Annotated in this window: 14 protein-coding genes; 3 read left to right on the plus strand and 11 right to left on the minus strand. The window is 41.1% G+C overall.

Going from position 1 to position 18,500, the window contains the following annotated elements; translation table 11 throughout:
• Positions 1–122: 122 nt before the first annotated feature.
• On the plus strand, positions 123–953 hold the full coding sequence (gene purU / locus QWZ01_RS16300; RefSeq protein ID WP_290325028.1) for a formyltetrahydrofolate deformylase: 831 nt from the start codon (positions 123–125) through the stop codon (positions 951–953).
• A gap of 79 nt (positions 954–1,032) precedes the next feature.
• Here purU and QWZ01_RS16305 read toward each other — a convergent pair whose 3' ends face one another.
• The 8 genes from QWZ01_RS16305 to QWZ01_RS16340 form a co-directional block, all read right to left on the minus strand.
• A complete protein-coding gene (locus QWZ01_RS16305) occupies positions 1,033–2,496 on the minus strand; it encodes a glycoside hydrolase family 30 protein (protein ID WP_290325030.1) in 1,464 nt (487 codons plus the stop codon).
• Between the two features lie 323 nt (positions 2,497–2,819).
• Positions 2,820–3,182 (minus strand): NfeD family protein, encoded by a 363-nt coding sequence (locus tag QWZ01_RS16310; RefSeq protein WP_290325032.1) that lies wholly within the window; start codon positions 3,180–3,182, stop codon positions 2,820–2,822.
• 223 nt (positions 3,183–3,405) lie between these two features.
• Entirely contained in the window at positions 3,406–4,920 is a 1,515-nt protein-coding gene (locus QWZ01_RS16315; RefSeq protein WP_290325034.1) for a RagB/SusD family nutrient uptake outer membrane protein, read from the minus strand.
• Positions 4,921–4,996: 76 nt separating this feature from the next.
• On the minus strand, positions 4,997–8,095 hold the full coding sequence (locus tag QWZ01_RS16320; protein WP_290325035.1) for a SusC/RagA family TonB-linked outer membrane protein: 3,099 nt from the start codon (positions 8,093–8,095) through the stop codon (positions 4,997–4,999).
• Positions 8,096–8,306: 211 nt separating this feature from the next.
• Entirely contained in the window at positions 8,307–9,605 is a 1,299-nt protein-coding gene (locus tag QWZ01_RS16325) for a glucosidase family protein (protein ID WP_290325036.1), read from the minus strand.
• A 639-nt stretch (positions 9,606–10,244) separates the two neighbouring features.
• Complete coding sequence (locus QWZ01_RS16330) at positions 10,245–10,622, minus strand: winged helix-turn-helix transcriptional regulator (protein ID WP_290325038.1); 378 nt, start codon at positions 10,620–10,622, stop codon at positions 10,245–10,247.
• Between the two features lie 118 nt (positions 10,623–10,740).
• On the minus strand, positions 10,741–11,451 hold the full coding sequence (locus QWZ01_RS16335; protein WP_290325040.1) for an SIP domain-containing protein: 711 nt from the start codon (positions 11,449–11,451) through the stop codon (positions 10,741–10,743).
• Between the two features lie 77 nt (positions 11,452–11,528).
• Positions 11,529–12,383: a helix-turn-helix domain-containing protein gene (locus QWZ01_RS16340; protein ID WP_290325042.1), complete on the minus strand. Its 855-nt coding sequence runs from the start codon at positions 12,381–12,383 to the stop codon at positions 11,529–11,531.
• Positions 12,384–12,514: 131 nt separating this feature from the next.
• On the opposite strand from QWZ01_RS16340, the gene QWZ01_RS16345 reads away from it, so the two are divergent.
• Entirely contained in the window at positions 12,515–13,123 is a 609-nt protein-coding gene (locus QWZ01_RS16345; RefSeq protein WP_290325044.1) for a hypothetical protein, read from the plus strand.
• A 12-nt stretch (positions 13,124–13,135) separates the two neighbouring features.
• Here the strand turns inward: QWZ01_RS16345 and QWZ01_RS16350 are convergent, their stop codons facing one another.
• From QWZ01_RS16350 to QWZ01_RS16360, 3 genes are all read right to left on the minus strand, one after another.
• Positions 13,136–14,323, minus strand: a complete 1,188-nt coding sequence (locus QWZ01_RS16350; RefSeq protein WP_290325046.1) for a PepSY-associated TM helix domain-containing protein — start codon at positions 14,321–14,323, stop codon at positions 13,136–13,138.
• 8 nt (positions 14,324–14,331) lie between these two features.
• Positions 14,332–16,797, minus strand: coding sequence for a TonB-dependent receptor (locus tag QWZ01_RS16355; RefSeq protein ID WP_290325047.1), 2,466 nt, complete (start codon positions 16,795–16,797; stop codon positions 14,332–14,334).
• A gap of 191 nt (positions 16,798–16,988) precedes the next feature.
• A complete protein-coding gene (locus tag QWZ01_RS16360; RefSeq protein WP_290325049.1) occupies positions 16,989–17,888 on the minus strand; it encodes a DMT family transporter in 900 nt (299 codons plus the stop codon).
• 55 nt (positions 17,889–17,943) lie between these two features.
• On the opposite strand from QWZ01_RS16360, the gene QWZ01_RS16365 reads away from it, so the two are divergent.
• Complete coding sequence (locus QWZ01_RS16365) at positions 17,944–18,381, plus strand: pyridoxamine 5'-phosphate oxidase family protein (RefSeq protein ID WP_290325051.1); 438 nt, start codon at positions 17,944–17,946, stop codon at positions 18,379–18,381.
• Positions 18,382–18,500: the final 119 nt, after the last annotated feature.

The raw sequence follows: 18,500 nt of genomic DNA on the forward strand, positions 1-18,500 counted from the left end.
TTATATAGCTCATTACGAGCGCTTAAGCCTAAACGATACAGCACTTTTATTTAACTTAGATAATTATTTGCATAAAGAATACCTGTTTGTAAATTACAACAAAATTCTTTGTACCATCAGTTATGATTATTGTTATTCAGTGTAAAGACCGCGTTGGTTTAGTTGGTTCCATTGCCACTATCCTGGCCCAGCATCAGCTCAATATAATTTCGATGCGCGAGCATGTTGATAAGGCCGAAGACCTGTTCTTTGTACGCCTTGAAGTGGAAGACGGTGAAACCAACGGCATTGAAGGCACTTTAAAGGAGGTACTGCCCCCAGGTGCAATCATATCTGTTAATCCCATCCCCGAAAAAAAGGTGGTGGTTTTGGTAACTAAAGAATACCATTGCCTGGCCGATATACTGATACGCAACTATTTTAAAACCCTGGGTGCTACCGTACAATGTGTAATTGGCAACCATACCACCCTGCAAAATATTTGTGAACGCTTTGATATGCCTTTTTACCACATCAGGCACGAGGATATAAGCAAGGACGAATTTGAGCAGCAGGTAACTGAAACAATCAAACAGTACGAACCCGACTATGTGGTGCTGGCCAAATTCATGCGCATTTTATCGCCCGGCTTTGTGGCCCAGTTCCCGATGCGGATCATTAATATACACCATTCGTTTTTACCGGCCTTTATTGGAGCCAACCCATACAAGCGGGCATTTGAGCGCGGGGTAAAACTCATTGGTGCTACTGCCCACTTTGTATCAAACGAACTGGACGAAGGGCCCATCATCGCCCAGCAAACCATCCCGGTAAACCACTCATTTACTGCCGCCGCCATGGTAAAGGCTGGGCAGGAAATTGAAACCGCCGTACTGGCCAATGCCCTCAAACTGGTATTTGAAGACCGTGTGTTTGTGTATAAAAACAAAACCGTTGTTTTTGGGCAAGTATAAAAACTAAATTGTTTTTTTTAAATAACAAAGGCGGGCCATTTACACGGCCCGCCTTTACTTATATATTATATCAGAAGTCTTATTCCACTATCAGCGTAGCGATAGAATGCGGCAGGCTGGTTGTTTTGGCAGCTTTGCCTTTTATCCACAGGCTGTAGTCAATTTTTTCGTCGGTTTTGTTCATTACTACAACGGCCAGTTTACCATCGGTATTGAGGTAAGCGGTGGTTAACAGTTTATCCCTGCTAGCTACCGCGCTTACACGTTTTGCTCCCGGGTGAATATATTTGGAGAAATGGCCCAGGTAATAGTATGAACTGGTGTAAATGAGGCTGCCGTTGCGGGTATCGGCATGTACCGGGGCAAAGCAAAAATTACCTACATGGTTAGGGCCACCTTTTTCATCAAGCAGGATGTTCCAGTCGGTCCAGGCTACAGTGCCGGCATTAAAATCATTGATCATGGACAGGCCATATCTTTCGCCCAGTGCCCAGTCGTTGATTTTAGCAAAATCAAATTTCTCGATACAACCTTCCGTAAATATCAGGTTTTTATCAGGGAACGATTCATGTACCCTGCGGGTGCTTTCAAACTGCTGCCCTGCGCCTGTCCAGGTTTCGTACCAGTGAAAACCCACCCCCCAAATGTATTTGGCAGCTTCCGGATCTTCCAGTATGGTGCTGGCGCGCTGGTAAAGCAAATCGCGGTTATGATCCCAAACAATTAGTTTTTTATCGGCCAGGCCCTGTTTGTGTAATGTTGGGCCTAAAAAGTTCTTTACAAAATCGCGCTCCTCTTCGGCAGTGTACATACATGATTCCCAGGTTTGTTTGGCCATAGGCTCGTTCTGTACCGAAAGGCCCCATACCGGGATACCCTCTTTTTCATAAGCCTTGATAAACTTTACATAAAAATTTGCCCAGTTTTGATCAAATTCAGGCTTTAATTTACCGCCATGCAACACATCGTTATTATCCTTCATAAAAGCCGGTGGGCTCCATGGCGAAACAAACAGCGTTAACTTACCACCCGCGGCAGCTGTAGCAGCCTTTATAAAAGGTATACGGTAGGTTTTATCATGGCTAATATCAAACGTTTTCAGGTCGGCGTCACCTTCTTTAACGTAGCTATAGCTGGCGCTCGAAAAATCGCAGCTTTGGATGTTGGTACGGCCGAGGGTATAACCAATTCCTTTTTCCTTATCAAAATAAGCGGTTAAAAATTCCTGCTGCTTATCTTTTGGTAGTTTATAAAACACCTCGGCCGAGGCATCGGTCAGGGCTCCGCCTATGCCCATCATAGTCTGGAATGTTTTAGCAGGATCAACAAAAACCGATAATTCGGTTTCAGGGGGTTGAGCATTGTCGGTAAAATGAAGCGTTTCTGTAGTGGTAAACTTATAACCGGCTTCCTTTTCCGAAACAATCACCTTAACCGATTTATTACTCGTGGTAAACGGTGTTGTGCCCTGTGCCCTTACAAGGCCAGCGTTTGCTAAGCTGCCTGCAACTAAGCAGGCAATTAAAAATTCTTTCTTCATCATTTAATGTAATAGGAAAGCCGGGGTTTAAATATTGCTGAAACGAAGCATTTCCGGCAACTCAAATTTATTAAAGTTTATGACAAATAAGCAATACCAAGCGTATAAATAATTGATTTATAACAACTTGACAACTACCTGATACGCTTTAATACCGTGGCTATCATTTACAAAAAATCTAATAATCAGGCTATTCCGTTCCTGAACAGCAAGAGCGGGCAAAAATACGATGCGGTTAAATACATGAACGTTTTTTAGTTTAAAATGTCCCCTATATCGTAAATCATCTATTCAAATACCCACTTATTGAAAAAGCAACTGCTTTTTTAGCGTCCGTCGGCATAATGCCCGTGTTTGATCATGTCTTTAACAGCCTGGGCTAAAAACTCCTTATCGCCTTCATTCAGGATGCTTTGTTTGCCTCCGTCATTAACCTCATAGGTAATTTTACCATTACGGTCACTTTCGGCTGTAAGTTCTTTACCACCTCGCTGGTATTTCACATAACCATTAGGCGAAATACTGCGGATAGCCGTTCCCTCATCATTAAAATAAGTTTGACCCACATATTCAATTTTTACCGTAACCCCATTACCATTTTCCATAATGGTAGTATGACGTTGCCCAAAGCGGCAAGCACTTATTAATGCTACTAAAGCAACGGCAGCAAAAAATGTTAGTTTTTTCATGGTATATTTTTTTAGCGTAAGTGATTCTATACAAATATATACAAAACACAGTACTATACAATACATAGTACTAATATTTATCATTATTTAAGAACTTGTAAAAAACTATTCGGAAAAAAAGCTATCATGACCATAGCATCCCCCTTATCCACCAAACCAGAGGGCACAAAAAAGGCCGGTGCTTCTGACGAAACACCGGCCTTCTATTTTACCTGGCAATTAATTAAAAGCCAGGGTTGTTTGGTAACAATTTAGGATTAACATCTGTTTCAACCTTTGGTAAAGGGAATAACAGTTGTTTTTCTGTAAATGTAGCGCCGTAAACAGTTTTGTGACCTACAAAGTTATCCCATGCACCAGTAACGTCATTGTGTACTTTACGGGTACGCAGCATATCAAACCACATTTTGTTCTCGAAGCAAAGCTCGTAGTAACGTTGGATCCAAACTTCCTGCTCAAACGCATCAACACTTAAAGTGCCTATAGGAGCAAGTTTTGCTCTTGCACGGATAGCGTTTACATAAGCAATAGCATTTGCGTTCGGGCCGTTTTCTGCACGGTTTGATGCTTCGGCATACATTAAGTATACATCAGCCAAACGGTAAACGGTGTAGTTCAAATCTGATTTTGCAGTGGTGGTTACCGCGTTTACATCAAACCATTTGTAAATGTAGTGGTTTTTGAACTGTACCGTTGTACCTGGTACTTTTGAGCTTGGGTAACTGGTGTAAAAGAATTGTCTTTCAGCTACGCGCTTATCGCCTGCCGGGTACGAAGCAATGAACTGATCTGTTGGCCAAACTGAACCGTACTCATCAGAGTATTTAGATATACCTGAGAAGTTAGGAATAGTATATGGGGTAAGGTTATTGTTAATATTAACGCTTGCCGCATATTGTACCTGCAAAATAAACTCCCCTGTGTTTTTGTTTGCAGGGTTGATCATATCAGTATATTCAGGGAACAGGGTATAACCACCATTCTGAATTACAGCAAGGGAACGTTTTGCTGATTCTGCATAATTTGCAGCACCACCGTTTATAGCAGCACCTGCATAAGTTAAGTAAACATCGGCAAGTATTGACTCAACAGCACCCATTGATACTTTACCTGTAGCATCTTTCCATGGCAGGGTTGATTTTTCGGCAGCAAGCAAATCAGGGATGATCACCTCATCATAAATTTGTTTTGCCGGAACACGTGAAACCTGCAGGTTCAGATCCTTTGGTGGTTCAATGATTTTAGGAACAGCACCGTACATACGTACCAGGAAGAAGTAGTACAATGCACGCATAGTACGGGCTTCGGCTACCATGTTGTTTTTAGCCTCATCAGTTAAACCGGCCGCATTAATAAGCGGAATCCTTTGAATAGCCAGGTTGGTTGCGCCTATACCGAGGTACATTTGCTGCCACCAGGTATCAACGAAAAACGATGTATTGCTGTAAATAAGTGTTTGAAAGTTTACGAAACCGGTTTGGCCCAAATCGCTGTTTGCTTTACCGGTCATAAACTCCATGAGGTCCCAGGTGCTACCACCGTATGAGCCCGGCTGGCCTGCCACCAAACCATTAAAGTTTTGATAAGCACCATTGGCAAATGCACGTGCTACCTTAGCACTTGAAAGGTCGGCATCAGGCGTCAGTACAGATTTCGGATGCTCCTCCAAAAACTTTTTGCATGACGAGCATGAAAGTACAAGGCAGGTTGCTACTAATATATTTTTTAATGTTTTCATTTTCATTTGATTTTAGGTGGTTGTTATTAAATCCGTCGCTACTATTTTTCTATCAGTCTTAATCATACCACAAGTTTTAAAATCCTACCTGCACACCTAAGTTCCACACACGCGGACGAGGGTTAGCAAAGAAGTCAATATTCTGTGAGAACGCAGGGTTTGAACCATATGAGTTATTAAAGGTATCAACCTCAGGGTCATAACCAGTATAATTGGTAATAACAAATAAGTTCTGAACGCTTGCGTAGATACGGAAACGGCTAACATGCATGCTTTGCAGTGCAGAAGCTGGTAAAGAGTAGCCTAAGATAAAGTTTTGACCGCGAACAAATGAACCATCTTCAACCCACCAGGTATCAAAGTGTGAATCCTGTGCATATTTGTAGTTACGCACTTGAGAGATCATGGTGTTTTGGTTGCTTGGAGTCCAGCCATTCAATACAGTTTTTAAGCTGTTTGAAATAGTTTGCCTGTCTTCGCTTGAGTGCTTAAAGTTAGCTGCAGTGTTTACGCCTTGTACAAAACGGATATCAAATGAAAAATCCCAGTTTTTGTATTTCATGGTACTGTTAAAGTTACCAGTCCATTTCGGGTTTGAACGACCGATGATGCTATAGTAGTTGCTACCGTCAGGGTTATAGATGTATTTCCTGTCACCTGCTTTTAAACCATGTTTAGCAGCTTCAGCAACGTCGGCAGCATTGTCCCCATAGGTACCTACACGGGTCATACCGTAGAATGAACCGATTGGAGCACCCACACGAATCACGTAGTTTTGACCCAGGAAGTTTGGACCAGGGAATATATCAGCGCCGCCATCATTCAGTTTAAGCACTTTATTTTTGTTAGCTGCAAAAATGTAGCTGGTTGACCACTCAAAGTTTGAGGTTTTAACGTTCACTGTATTCAGGTTTAACTCCACACCTGAGTTTCTTACTGAACCTACGTTTTTATAAACGTTAGCAGTAGTAAAACCGGCGGTATATGGAATAGGTGCCTGTAATAACAAGTCGGTAGTAGTACGTTGGTAGTAATCCGCATCTAAATTAACACGGCCACCAAATAAACCTAACTCAATACCACCATCAATCTGGCGGGTTCTTTCCCATTTCAGATCAGGGTTACCGATATAGTTTGGCAACAAAGAAATCGCTGTTTGACCATTTTGCGCAGTTTGGCCTGTGCTATACTGTGCCAATGATTTGTAGTTACCAATTTCCTGGTTACCGGTGTAACCAAAGCTGGCCCTTACTTTCAAGTTAGATACAGTTTGGCTGTTTTTCAGGAAATCTTCCTGAGATACGCGCCATGCAGCACCTACTGATGGGAAGAAAGAGAATTTATGATTTTCAGCCGGTCTTGATGAGCCGTCATAACGACCTGTAGCAGTGAATAAATACTTCTCGTCGATATTGTAATTGATACGACCGTAGTATGAATTCAATGAACCAGGATAAAGAGCACCTGGAGTGTTTGGAACTTCGTCAGATGTTGATGAACTTCTAACAGAACCTGCACCTAAGTTATTGAATTGAAAAAAGTCGTCGATAAAGTTTTGACTTTCTACAAAAGCTCTTTCATACGTTGAACGGTTAAATGAAATACCTGCTAATGCAGTTAATCTTTGGTGATCATTGATCTTATGATTCCAGGTTAAGTAGTTTTCAGTTTGCCAGAAAATTGTGGTAGCTGTAGTTATGTTAGCTACACCACCCTGGTCAGCAGACATGTGCTGTAAACCTAAACCTGAATAAAAGTTATTCTTTTGTGCAGAAAGATTGTAACCGAAATCTGTTTTGAAATCAAGTTCTTTTGAAATCTTGAACTGAGCATAAAAGTTACCTAATACCTGTAAAGTGTTATTAAGTGTATAACGCTCGTTTGAAGTTTGAACAGGGTTTGGAGCACCTTCTAAACCGGCTATATCGTAGTTACCAGCCCAGGTTCCGTCAGGGTATTTAACAGGAACAATTGGCACTTCCTCACTTACCGCACGAGGTACGTTCAAACCACCGTTACCATCAGATACCAAACGCTGGCGGCTGAAGATACCGTTAAGGCTACCACCTACTTTTAACCATTTTTTAACATCGTTATCCATGGTCATTTTCACGGTATAACGTTTAAAGTTTGAAGTAGGAGTTAAACCTTCCTGATTCAGATAACCTAATGATAAGCTGTATACTGAATTTTCAGAACCACCCTGAATATTTAACTGATGGCTTTGAGAGAAAGATGGTTTGTATGTTTCTTTTTCCCAGTTGGTATCATACAATGGGTTATCGTTGGCATCAAACAACCGAGGGAAGTTTATATGATTTAACGCAGCAGCCGGTTGTTGAACAACGCCATTAGGATCAAATTTTGCACCATTGGCAAATGACTGATTGTAAATCTGTATAAATTCCTTAGAGTTTAATGTTGGTACGCTTCTGTAAAGCTGGCTGATGTTACCGTTACCTTCGTAACTAACAGTAGCAGGGCCTTTACGACCACGTTTGGTAGTTACCATGATTACACCGTTGGCACCACGTACACCGTAGATAGCTGTTGATGACGCGTCTTTCAATACCTCGATAGATGCAACATCATTCGGGTTGATCGAGTTAGGGTCAACACCAACCACACCGTCAACTACATAAATAGGGTCAACGTTTGAGTTAACGGAACCGATACCTCTGATACGAACCTTAGCTGCAGCACCCGGCGCGTTGCTGTTAACGCTTACGTCAACACCGGCAACTTTACCTTGTAATGCCTGCGAAAGGTTTGGTACTGGTTTGTCTAACAATTGCTCGGCCTTTACGGTAGCAACAGAACCGGTAAGGTCAGATTTTCTGGCAGTACCGTAACCGATTACCACAACCTCGTTCAAGGCGCTTTGGGTTTCTTTTAACTGAACATTAATAATCGTTCTGCCGCCTACGTTTACTTCCTGTGTAGCAAAACCTGTGTATGAGAACACCAAGGTTGCGTTGGCATTAGTTAAATTCAAAATATAATTACCGGAAGCGTCGGTTTGTGTACCAGCCGTGGTACCTTTAACTCTAACGCTTACTGAGGGCAAAGGCAGGTTGTCTGACGAACCGGTAACCTTTCCGCTAATTTTAAGCTGGGCCATTACCTGTAATGATAATAGCGAAAACAGGATTGAGTAGATAAGTTTTTTCTTCATAACATTAATTTAAAAATGGGAATTGATCTTAATAGAATATCACCAGGGATATTTGTAACCAACCAAAACTATTAAGGCGGGCGTTGGTAGAAAATGGTACCGGAATGTTCTTTAAAAAAGAACAAACCCGCCCACGCTACCTGCATGGTATTATTGTTTTTCATGAAATTTATTTTTAAGTACTGGTTTTTAAGTTTATTTAATCCGTAGTCTATTTATTGTTAATAGCCCATTGTTTTAAAACTGTTATTGCGTCAAACAAAACACCTGCTTCGCCTCTGAAATCGCCCGAACCTTTGGGTGCTCCGGTTTGTACATCATACCATTCGTAAAAGCCTTTATTGGCAATTGCGCGGTCAATCATCGGCTTTAATTCGGCTTGCGCCTCTTTTACAAAGCCATTGGCAATCAGGGCGCTGGTCATACGCCCGCCAAACCATGTCCAGTCGCCGCTATTTTGGTAGAGGTACGGATGCATGTTTGGAAATTGTTCTTTTGGATATGGCGGATAAACTGTGATACCGATGGTAGCATGTTTTTCCTTTGCTGCTGCGGTCAGCATCTGCCTGTTTATCTCTTTAACCTCGGCATTGGTATTAAAGCCGGCCAGTATGGCGCATATAGATCCGCCGGTGTATAGAATTTCCTGTTCGTTAAAGTCTTTGGAGAAAGGGCTGCCGTTCAAATAAATATGCGGTACGTATTTTTGGGCTGAAGGCATCCACAGGTATTTGCGTACATTGGTTTTAATGCCGGCGGCTACCGTATTCCAGTTTTCTTTCGGTTTATAATTTGCGGCGCTCATGGCCAAAAAGTCATGAATAGCCATTACATACATGGCGTTATCATAAATATCAATGGCCCATTTGGTTTTATCATTGATGGCCACTCCCCACCCTGTTTCTGGCTGAACATCGCCCCAGTCAATAGTAGTTGCTCCGGTAACCAGGTTGTATTTGGCCGACCATCTGTCTTTTCGGATATAGCTCAGGGCATCTTCCATTCTTTGCAGAACCGTTTTAGCACCTACCACCTCATTTAAGATCGTACTGTCGCCCGTTACGTCAATATATTTTTTAACCGCCTGTATCAATGACGATTCCTGATCGGTTTCAACTGTGTTTTTGTGTGCTGCCCAACCTGGCAATAAGCTCGAATAACGATATTTATAACCAACGCCTGCTTTAGCGCTGTCAACCAGGCCATCAACAATATTGCCGTCGGCTCCCTGAATTTTAAAAAACATCAGGAGCATTTCTTTAACTTTTTCTTTGGGATGTACCTGCAATGATCCTTTTATGAACGTGTTGCAATCACGGATCCAGACCTCACTGTATGAGGTACCTGCAGAAAAACCGGAGAGTAGTTTTAAAGCCTTAGCCTGTATAGTATCTAAACTTTTATCGGCGAGGATAGATTGAGCCAAAACAGCCTTATCATTCACCTGCGCATTCGCGTTCAGATAAAATAGCCAGAAGAATATAGAAACACTTAGTAAACGTATCTTCATGCAGGATAATTAAGGATGTAAGGCCAAAACACATCTTTAACAGATAAAAAATGGGCTTTGTAAAAAATTGGTTACAGTTTTATATGTACAAACATACATACATTACTGGTATTTCCAAACTTTTTTGAATTAAAATACAGTTAAATTTTCAGCTGGTTTAATAATTAATTTATGCTTGGCGACTAAAGGTAAATCATTTGTTACATATAGTAGTATAAAAATTTAAACTTAATCGATTAAGGAGTACCGATTTAACTTAGAGATTAATTTCTATAGGCGTATGATATGTCTTTTCATATAATTATATGAAAAGACATATATTGAACAGTGTAAAACGATTTACTTTAAACCAAATTAACGCTCCGAAAACCATGAGTTAATATTCATAAAAACTTCATGATTAAAGCCGAGTAAATAATTGTGTTTTTGGAGCCTTTTTGAGTGATTTTAACGGAATGGGGCAAATTTCCGGTCAACGGCAGTGTGAAAACCGTGTCTGTTTTATGAAAATCAGAGAGAGAATGTACAATTGGATAACGGCTCTAAATTACAATTAGTAATGCAAACCCATACCTATGGAAGCAACTTTTTGGGGGTATAAAACGGCTTACCACATTTATTCAAAACGTTAATGATTTGTTATAACAAACCTTTACGGCTGCTCACTAAATGCTGGCGATGTTGTTTACCCCATTTTTGCAGCGCATCTATCACCTGACCTAATGATCCGCTATAGGGGGTGAGTTCGTAAATGATGGTTATCGGCTCGGCCTGGAAAACCTTGCGTTCCACAAATTCATTTAACTCCAGTTCTTTGAGCTCTTTCGATAATATCTTAGGAGTAATATCGCCCAATGTTCTTTGAAGATCATTAAACCGTTTGGGTCCGGTTGAAAGCGCCACGATAAGCGGAAGCTTCCACTTACCGTTTAAAACATAAAGCGCGTCTTTTACCGCATTAACGTGAGCGTTGCAGGTTTCGGGGGTATGTATTGCGGGATCTCTGTCTGTCAGCATGATATTTACTCTACTATTCAAAAGGGCGCCGCTATCTTTTAAATAGCAGTATCCTTTTGATAGCAAATATATCCTGGTTCAGTAATAAAACGAATATATTAAGTGAATAATGGCCTGGCTATGACCAAAAGCCTTGCACCTTAATTTGGCCCGATGGGTATCCCTGGTTCCTGAGCAGCTTGCGCAGCTGTGTAACCATCGTGTTATTACCTGCCAGGTAAAAAACGGTATTTTCCAAACTGTAATGCTGGTTAAGCACCCATTCCATTAAACTATGATGCCCGTAGATGTCACCTCGGGCAACCGGTTCAAGCGGCGACCAAAAGTATTCGTGAAAAAGCTTTCGGTGATGCTCGTTATCAATAATGAGCCCTCCGGAGAAACGTGTATTTGGCAGTACCATTTTTTGCAGTGCCAGCAAATGTCCCATGCTGCTTTCGTCGCCCAAGGCAACAACTGCAGATGTGGCTACTGGTTTATGATGGGTTGAGCCTATATTAAGATAGCTTACCGTTTCGCCTTTTTCAAGCATCCTTGCCCATTTGCTGCCGGCACCTTCATGTGCAGCATCGATATAAATAGTACAGGTTTGGGTTTCGGCGTCCCAGCCCGATGGGGTGTAATCCCTGAAAGTTAAATCGCCGACCTTAAATTTTATATAGGGTATCTCGTTCCAATTGGCAATATCGGCAAAGGGCATATGAAGATCTATTTCAATAATTGTTGAGGGCTCCCAATACCTCACCTCCAGTACCCGGGCAGGTTGCAGCCGGTTTTCAAACAACATCCCGGCTTTTTTCTTTAATTTTTTAAAAGTGGATATTTCCATGTGTATTATTTTTTTAATACACAAAGAAACAGGGACTTGAGCCCGATAACAATAACAAGCTCGTGGTAATGATTGGACTATTTACGGTAATGCTCTCTAAAAAGCAGTGGCGTGGTTCCCTCGGCTTTTTTAAATAGCCTCGAAAAGTAGGTATGATCATCATATCCCAACACATGGGCTATCTCTTTCACATTCATCTGGCTGTAATATAACAAGCGCTTGGCTTCCAGCATTACCTCCTGCTGTATCCAATAACTTACCGAAAAGCCGGTGACCTTTTTCAGGGCCTCATTTAAGTAACTTTCAGATACATGCAACATGGATGCATAAGCCGACGGACTCTTCACCTCTTTGATATGCCCAAGCAGCAGTTTCTTAAATTCCTGTGACAGCTGCACCGGCCTCGACATAGAAACTTGCGAACAATCGGCAGTGCTGTAGCAGCTGGCCGCCATGCCAATAAATGATTTAAGCAGCGAGTGAACTATTTGCAGGTAAAATGGCCCGGGTTCAGCTTCAAGATATTTTTCCTGCACCAGTGTCAGCAAATTACAGCACTGCTGCTGCTGTGTGTTGTTTAAAACAACAGGCTGCTGCAACAACAACTGGCTTTCAAAAACAGTACGGTAATTGGGCGATATTAATGCTGTATCGATAGCTAAAAACCAGCCATAGGCCACTTCGTTACGTATACGATGATGTACCTGACCAGGCAAAACGTAATACAAGGTTGATGGCTTGAAGGATAATTCATGAAAATCTATCATGAGCGAAGCAACGCCTTCTTCGATCACAAAAAATATATAATGATCATCACGGTGCGCGCCGAGAGAGTCCTTATTATCATAAGGTCCTTCGCCCACAGTAAAATGCCTGATCTCGAGGCCTGTGCTAACCCGTTCCTTCAGCTGATGTACCGGAATATTTTTCATCGTACTTAACGGGCTTAATTTATAGTTATTTAGTTAAAAAAGGTTAAAAGGAAAGTCAAAACTTGATACACAACCTAATATGATGAATATTTAACCAAACAAATACCTGAAACCTTAAACATCTAACCCCGATGAAAACATTACTATTCTTGCCATTTTTTTTAACAATGTATTATACATCAGGTGCTCAACAGACCGATAATGATATTTCTGTGCATATAGAATCAGTTGGCAGTGGTTTCCCACGCAATAAATCTAAAATAGATGTTATTAAACACAACGAAACCATAAAAATTACCTATTCCTCCCTTGATAGCATTGGCTTTAAAACGCTGGGAAAAAATCCCCGATATGTAAGACTAATAAACAATTTCATGCCACAACTCAAGCAAAATACCTCCCAAGATTCGTTGAAAAAAACAGTAAGAGAATTAGACACCTTGACAGGTACACAAGAATACTATAGTACAAATAGCATTTCATTAAATTCTACAACCGATACAGCCTACACTTCATTGTTATACAAACTAAATGCAACCAGTACCGATAGCTTGGAGAACAAGGCAGCAAATCATTCAAGAATAATTATGGACGGCGTGCATATTAAATTCAAAATACAAAACGGCGATTCTACCCGTATTGTAAATGCTCATTCGCCAACGTCTCAATCCAATCCCCTTTTATATGCTTTTATGGAAGAAACCAGCAGGATTTACCGGCAAAAAAAGCAACCCAAATAAACAAAACTATTATTAACTCAACACCGGTTGAGCACGCTTTACACTGCCCTTCTTATTCTTTTTATTACGCTTGCCCCACCATATTAAAAAACCTGTTATAGGTAACGATGCGCAGATCAGCGCTGCTAAGAATGCCATTATTTGCGTTGGCCATCCAAATATGCGGCCAGTGTGAATATATTTATTGGAGTTGCGCCATTTAAGCGCAAGGGGTTTATCCTGATGCTCCAGCTTATCAAACATTTTACCGGTTCGCTTATCAAAGTAAAAGTAACTCATGTTATTCCAGCTATCGGTAGTGCGTTTAACATAAGTAAATACCATTACAGTATTGCTCTTTTTTTCGGGCAAATTAAACCCTATAACTTTATAATTATCCCCTATTTGATGCAGCAGGTTAACATATATTACATCTATGATCTTTGTATTAGTGGTATCGCCTGTAGCAACGACAGGTGCGGCACGTAACAGGGTAATTTTACCGGATGTACCCAATACTTTAAACATACCGGTTTCCCACCATTTAAATGACCACACCAAACCAGTTATGGCTATTATAATAGCAATCGGAAGCACATAAAAGCCCAGGCTGCTATGCAGATCGTAATTTACCCGTTTCCATTTAGCACTCCATTTTACGGTTATGCTTTGTTTAAACTGCTTGTAATTTTTAGGCAGCCATATAATAAAGCCGGTGATCATCATGATCAAAAACAACAAAATGGCCGACCCAATAATTACACTACCCACTGGCTTGGTTAATAAAAGCTGCCTGTGCAGCTGCTCAACTACGTTAAAAAACTCGTACCGCGCATCAATAATTCCCAGCACCGCGCCTGTATACTGATTAATATAAATATCATCCTGGTATTTTGCCTGGCTAAAATAACTGATACCTACATCCTCTTTTTTATTAGCCTTACTGGCAGTAAATACATAACTATGGTCATCGCCTGTAATTTTCAGGTCAGTCATTTGCTTCTTTTTGCCAACCGCCTTTTGGGCTACAGCAAGTAATTCAGAAACCGGCCTTGCGGGGCCGGTTTGCTGAACTTTAACTAAATCATGATGAAAAAGACTAAACAACTCTTCATCAAATACCTGTATACAGCCAGTGACAGAAACTATTACAACTATGACTCCTGTAACCAGTCCTATCCATAAATGCAGCCAACCGGCTATCGCTTTAAACTTTTTCAAAATAATATTTAGTTAATAGTATAGTTTAAGGTTAGTAAATAATTAGATGGCGCCCCTGGGAATAATCGCAGGTAATCATACCCACCAACCCAGTATTTTTTATTGGTGATGTTGTTAGCATTAAATTGCAATAATACCTTACCTACCTGATAATATAAGGCCGCATTCAGTAAAGTGTAAGATGGTATGCCCTGTGCCAGGTTAAGTGATAATGTACGCTTATCAACATAGTTGGCTCCAGCTCCAATTCCCAGGCCATTTAGCATTCCGCGGGAAACATTATAACGTGTCCAGATATTAGCCAGATTTTTGGGTGCGTTTGGTTTTTGGCTGCCCACTTCGGCAGGTACCAAACTTTGGGTAATTTTAGCATCGTTGTAGGCATATGAAGCCAGCACGCTCCAGTTTGGTGTAATGCGGCCGGTAATATCAAACTCAATACCTTTTGAACGTTCTTTGCCTACCTGCCTCAATAAATCGGGCTGATCTGCAACATTGGCATTATAAAGCGTATTGTTCTGATCTATCTGGTATACCGCGGTGCTGATGGTAAGCATATCATTTAACCAGCTGCTTTTGGCACCAAACTCAATCATGTTACTGGTTAAAGGTTTAAATGGCCCTCCGGCATTAGGGTTTGACAGCGTTGAAGCCGTTTGAGGATTATACCCTTCTACATAAGTACCATAAAAATTAATATTCTTTGTGGCAGTGTACACAAGACCAAAACGTGGCAGCCAAGCGCTTGAATGTGTTTTTGCTTCTGTAGCTTTTTTATAATTCGCAAAATCAGTATAGTATTCATACCGTACACCTAACAGGGCTTGAAATTTCCCAAGCCTTACCTGATCCTGCACATAACCGGCATTTAAATAGTAGTAAGTAGGGTCAACCGCTACCTGGGTAAAAAAGTCTTTGCTATCATCCTGCATGCGTTGGGAATTTATCACATCATCCAGGTTAAATGAGGGCACGTTGGGTACAGGGTTGCCATTTTTATCTAACAAATAATTGGCTTTTTTGGTTGGATCATACGAACCAATGCTCCCGGTATTGGCTGCGTTGCGATATCCTGACGCTGTTAACTGCGACGCGCCAACAGGCAAGCGTTCGCTGCCATAATCATACCCGGCCACTATATTATGCTCCAGCCATCCGGTATTTGCCTTATAATTAAAGTAACCACTAAAGTTATCTATGTAACGCTTACGTATGCGCGAAAATATCTGTAAAGCTACAAGATTAGGTATAGCGGTGTTGTTACCATCAACCGCGTAAGCATTGGCGCTGCGGTGCTCATATAGATCTTCCTGGTAACCGGTCCTGGAATAAGCGGCATTAAAGCTCAGGTGATCATTAAACTGGTGAATTCCTGATAGTGTTACGATATATGTTTGTTCATTTAAACGATCATTACCGGTATTGATAGATAATGAGGCAGGTGTTGAATACAAATCATTTAACCGGGTAGACTGCCCCCTATCTAAACGGCTGCGGGAATTGTTATACACCAGGTCAAAATTGATACGGGTTTTAGGAGATGCCACAAATGATAATGATGGCGCTATAATGATGTTTTTATCAAATTGCAGATCGCGAAATGAATTGGCATCCTCATAACCAAAATTTAAACGATACAGTAAAGAGCTATCCTGGTTAGCCGGACCGGTAAAATCGGCCAGTGCGCGCAGCGTGTTAAAACTACCTAATGAAAAGCTTACTGTTTTGCGGTTTTCGTTCAATGGTTTCTTGGTAACCCGGTTAACCACGCCACCAGGGCTGGCATTACCATACAATGCCGATGAAGGGCCTTTTAAAACCTCAACCCGTTCAAGGTAATTGGTAAGGGGCTGTTTCCAAAAACCGGTACTGGTACGTAAGCCGTTTAAAAGCTGTGTATTGCTACCGCCATTTACCCTAAAACCACGTATGGTTAGGTCATCGTAGGTGGTAAATTGGTTAACACCGCTAAAGTTTTTAACTACATCGCCAATGCGTATGGCTCCTTGATCGGCTATAAGTTCTTTACTGGCGTATGATACTGACTGTGGCAGATCTTTTATATCTGTCTGCGTTTTATTGCCGATAAAGGTTTTGGTGGTTTTATAAGTCTTTTCTTTTCGGCCGGTAATTTCTACCGTTTGTAATTGTTGTTCATCACTACTGATGGTTACATTAATATCCAACGTTTCGCCGGCTGTTATTGTGATGGACTTAGTAAACTTTTTATAACCTACACCGCTAAAGGTAAGATTATAACTTCCGGGTAAAACATGAGTAATGGTATAAAATCCACTATTATCGGTAATGGCTCCCTTTGTTGTTCCGGATAGGCCAACCGAAACAGCCTCGGCCGGTTTATTATCTTTAATGCTAACCTTTCCGGTTATGATGGCGTTTGGTTGTTGTGCTTGTAAAATTTTAGTCGATAAAATGAGTGTAAAAATAAGTAACAGCAGGGTAAACTTGTTCATAAATTATTTGGATTTAGTCTAAATTAAGCGCAAAGAAACTTAATTATTTAGAATCATTCAAAATAATTTCCAAATTAAATCCTCAGTTAGATTTAAAATCCATAGAAACAGTTGATGCCTCTCCCTGCATATCAACTATAATCATAAAAAGTAAGCTTTTAGTGGTTGGGTAGCTACATTAAAATAACTTATTAATGTGCGCTACTGCCTTTACGGGTGCTTAAAATAATTCCGGCTAAAACCAGTACTGCCCCGACTACTTGTAAAAGGTTAACCCGGTCATGCAAAAAAACAAGAGCTATCACAAGGCCAACAACCGGATCGAGATTGGCAAAGTTACCCACCTGCGCCGCGGTTAATAGCTTCAATGAGCGGTTATACAGCAAATAACAAACGCCAGATGATATAGCTCCGAGGTATAGGATGACCAGCCATGAATTGAAGTGAATAACAGGCCATGCATGTCCGCGGTTCTCAAATATGGCAGCAGGCAGCAAAAACAACGAGCCTGCAAGCGAGCTTATACTGGTTATTAAAAATGGATTGAGCTGAGCTACTTTCTTGGAAATAATGGTGTAAGCGCCCCAGGCTATTATAGCAATGATCATATATAGGTTTCCCCTGGCGCTATTGGGGACATCATTATTATTGGGTGCCAAAAAACCGATTAGCGTAACGCCGATCAATGATATAATGATCCCGAAAACCTGGGCAGCTGTTAACTTTTCCTTAAGAAAAATGGCAGCAAACAAGGCTATGCAAACCGGGATAAATCCCTGAATCAACGACCCTACCGATGCCGAAGTAAGCTGTGCCGAAAGATTAAAAAAGAAATAAAAACAGGTTACCCCGGTTAATCCCATGCATAAAACAGCCATCCACGGTACTCCAGCCAAATAAGCTTTAAGTGGTTTATCCTTGCTCACAAAAAACAGGATAAGCAGTGTTATAGCACCCAGCGAGCATCTTAAAAAAGCAAGTGTTAAGGGTGGTACATCGTTTATGATAAGTTTGGTTACGGGGTAGCTGCTCCCCCAAACTATCATCACAAATATGATAGTAATTAAGCCTGTTAATTTCTTATTCAGCATTTTTCAAGATACTATTATTTAATTGGCGGCGGGCACAAACAAATTAACTAATAGATTGATTTACATACTAATGCGCGGTGTAAACAAACAATTTATTTATGATTTTATAAAAAGCCGGTCATTAGCGGTGATAAGTACCGTTAACGAAAAGGCTATGCCCGAAGCCGCCCTTATCGGTATTGCCGTTACCCCAAAACTCGAAATAATTTTTGATACCGCTAACATTTCCCGCAAACATCCCAACTTGTTGCAAAACCCAGCGGTTGCCCTGGTAATTGGCTGGGATAATGACATCACCCTGCAATATGAAGGTACAGCAACCCAACTGCCAGATCATGATGACCAATACAAACAGCTATATTTTGATACTATTAAAGGTGCCCGGGAAAGAAGCCAGACCCTGCACGGCATTGTGTACTTTAAAATAAGCCCGCACTGGATACGCTACTGTAATTATAACCCACCGGTGATGATCAAGGAGTTAATGTTTTAGATAAATGACCCTTTAGCAGAAATACAGAGATTGTTGTTTTCATCGGACGAAAAGCAGAGGAATGTGCGATTCCGTCCCCTGGAAGGGAATTAAAAAAACACTGCTACCGCAAGCATCCC

The sequence above is a fragment of the Mucilaginibacter aquaedulcis genome, assembly GCF_030409325.1.
Taxonomy (GTDB): domain Bacteria; phylum Bacteroidota; class Bacteroidia; order Sphingobacteriales; family Sphingobacteriaceae; genus Mucilaginibacter; species Mucilaginibacter aquaedulcis.

Excerpts from the sequence above, each read along its gene's own strand:
- purU (WP_290325028.1), top strand. The coding sequence starts at position 123 with ATGATTATTGTTATTCAGTGTAAAGACCGCGTTGGTTTAGTTGGTTCC.
- QWZ01_RS16330 (WP_290325038.1), bottom strand. The coding sequence starts at position 10,622 with ATGCTGACAGACAGAGATCCCGCAATACATACCCCCGAAACCTGCAAC.
- QWZ01_RS16355 (WP_290325047.1), bottom strand. The coding sequence starts at position 16,797 with ATGAACAAGTTTACCCTGCTGTTACTTATTTTTACACTCATTTTATCG.
- QWZ01_RS16305 (WP_290325030.1), bottom strand. The coding sequence starts at position 2,496 with ATGATGAAGAAAGAATTTTTAATTGCCTGCTTAGTTGCAGGCAGCTTA.
- QWZ01_RS16310 (WP_290325032.1), bottom strand. The coding sequence starts at position 3,182 with ATGAAAAAACTAACATTTTTTGCTGCCGTTGCTTTAGTAGCATTAATA.
- QWZ01_RS16360 (WP_290325049.1), bottom strand. The coding sequence starts at position 17,888 with ATGCTGAATAAGAAATTAACAGGCTTAATTACTATCATATTTGTGATG.
- QWZ01_RS16320 (WP_290325035.1), bottom strand. The coding sequence starts at position 8,095 with ATGAAGAAAAAACTTATCTACTCAATCCTGTTTTCGCTATTATCATTA.
- QWZ01_RS16325 (WP_290325036.1), bottom strand. The coding sequence starts at position 9,605 with ATGAAGATACGTTTACTAAGTGTTTCTATATTCTTCTGGCTATTTTAT.
- QWZ01_RS16345 (WP_290325044.1), top strand. The coding sequence starts at position 12,515 with ATGAAAACATTACTATTCTTGCCATTTTTTTTAACAATGTATTATACA.
- QWZ01_RS16335 (WP_290325040.1), bottom strand. The coding sequence starts at position 11,451 with ATGGAAATATCCACTTTTAAAAAATTAAAGAAAAAAGCCGGGATGTTG.
- QWZ01_RS16315 (WP_290325034.1), bottom strand. The coding sequence starts at position 4,920 with ATGAAAACATTAAAAAATATATTAGTAGCAACCTGCCTTGTACTTTCA.
- QWZ01_RS16340 (WP_290325042.1), bottom strand. The coding sequence starts at position 12,383 with ATGAAAAATATTCCGGTACATCAGCTGAAGGAACGGGTTAGCACAGGC.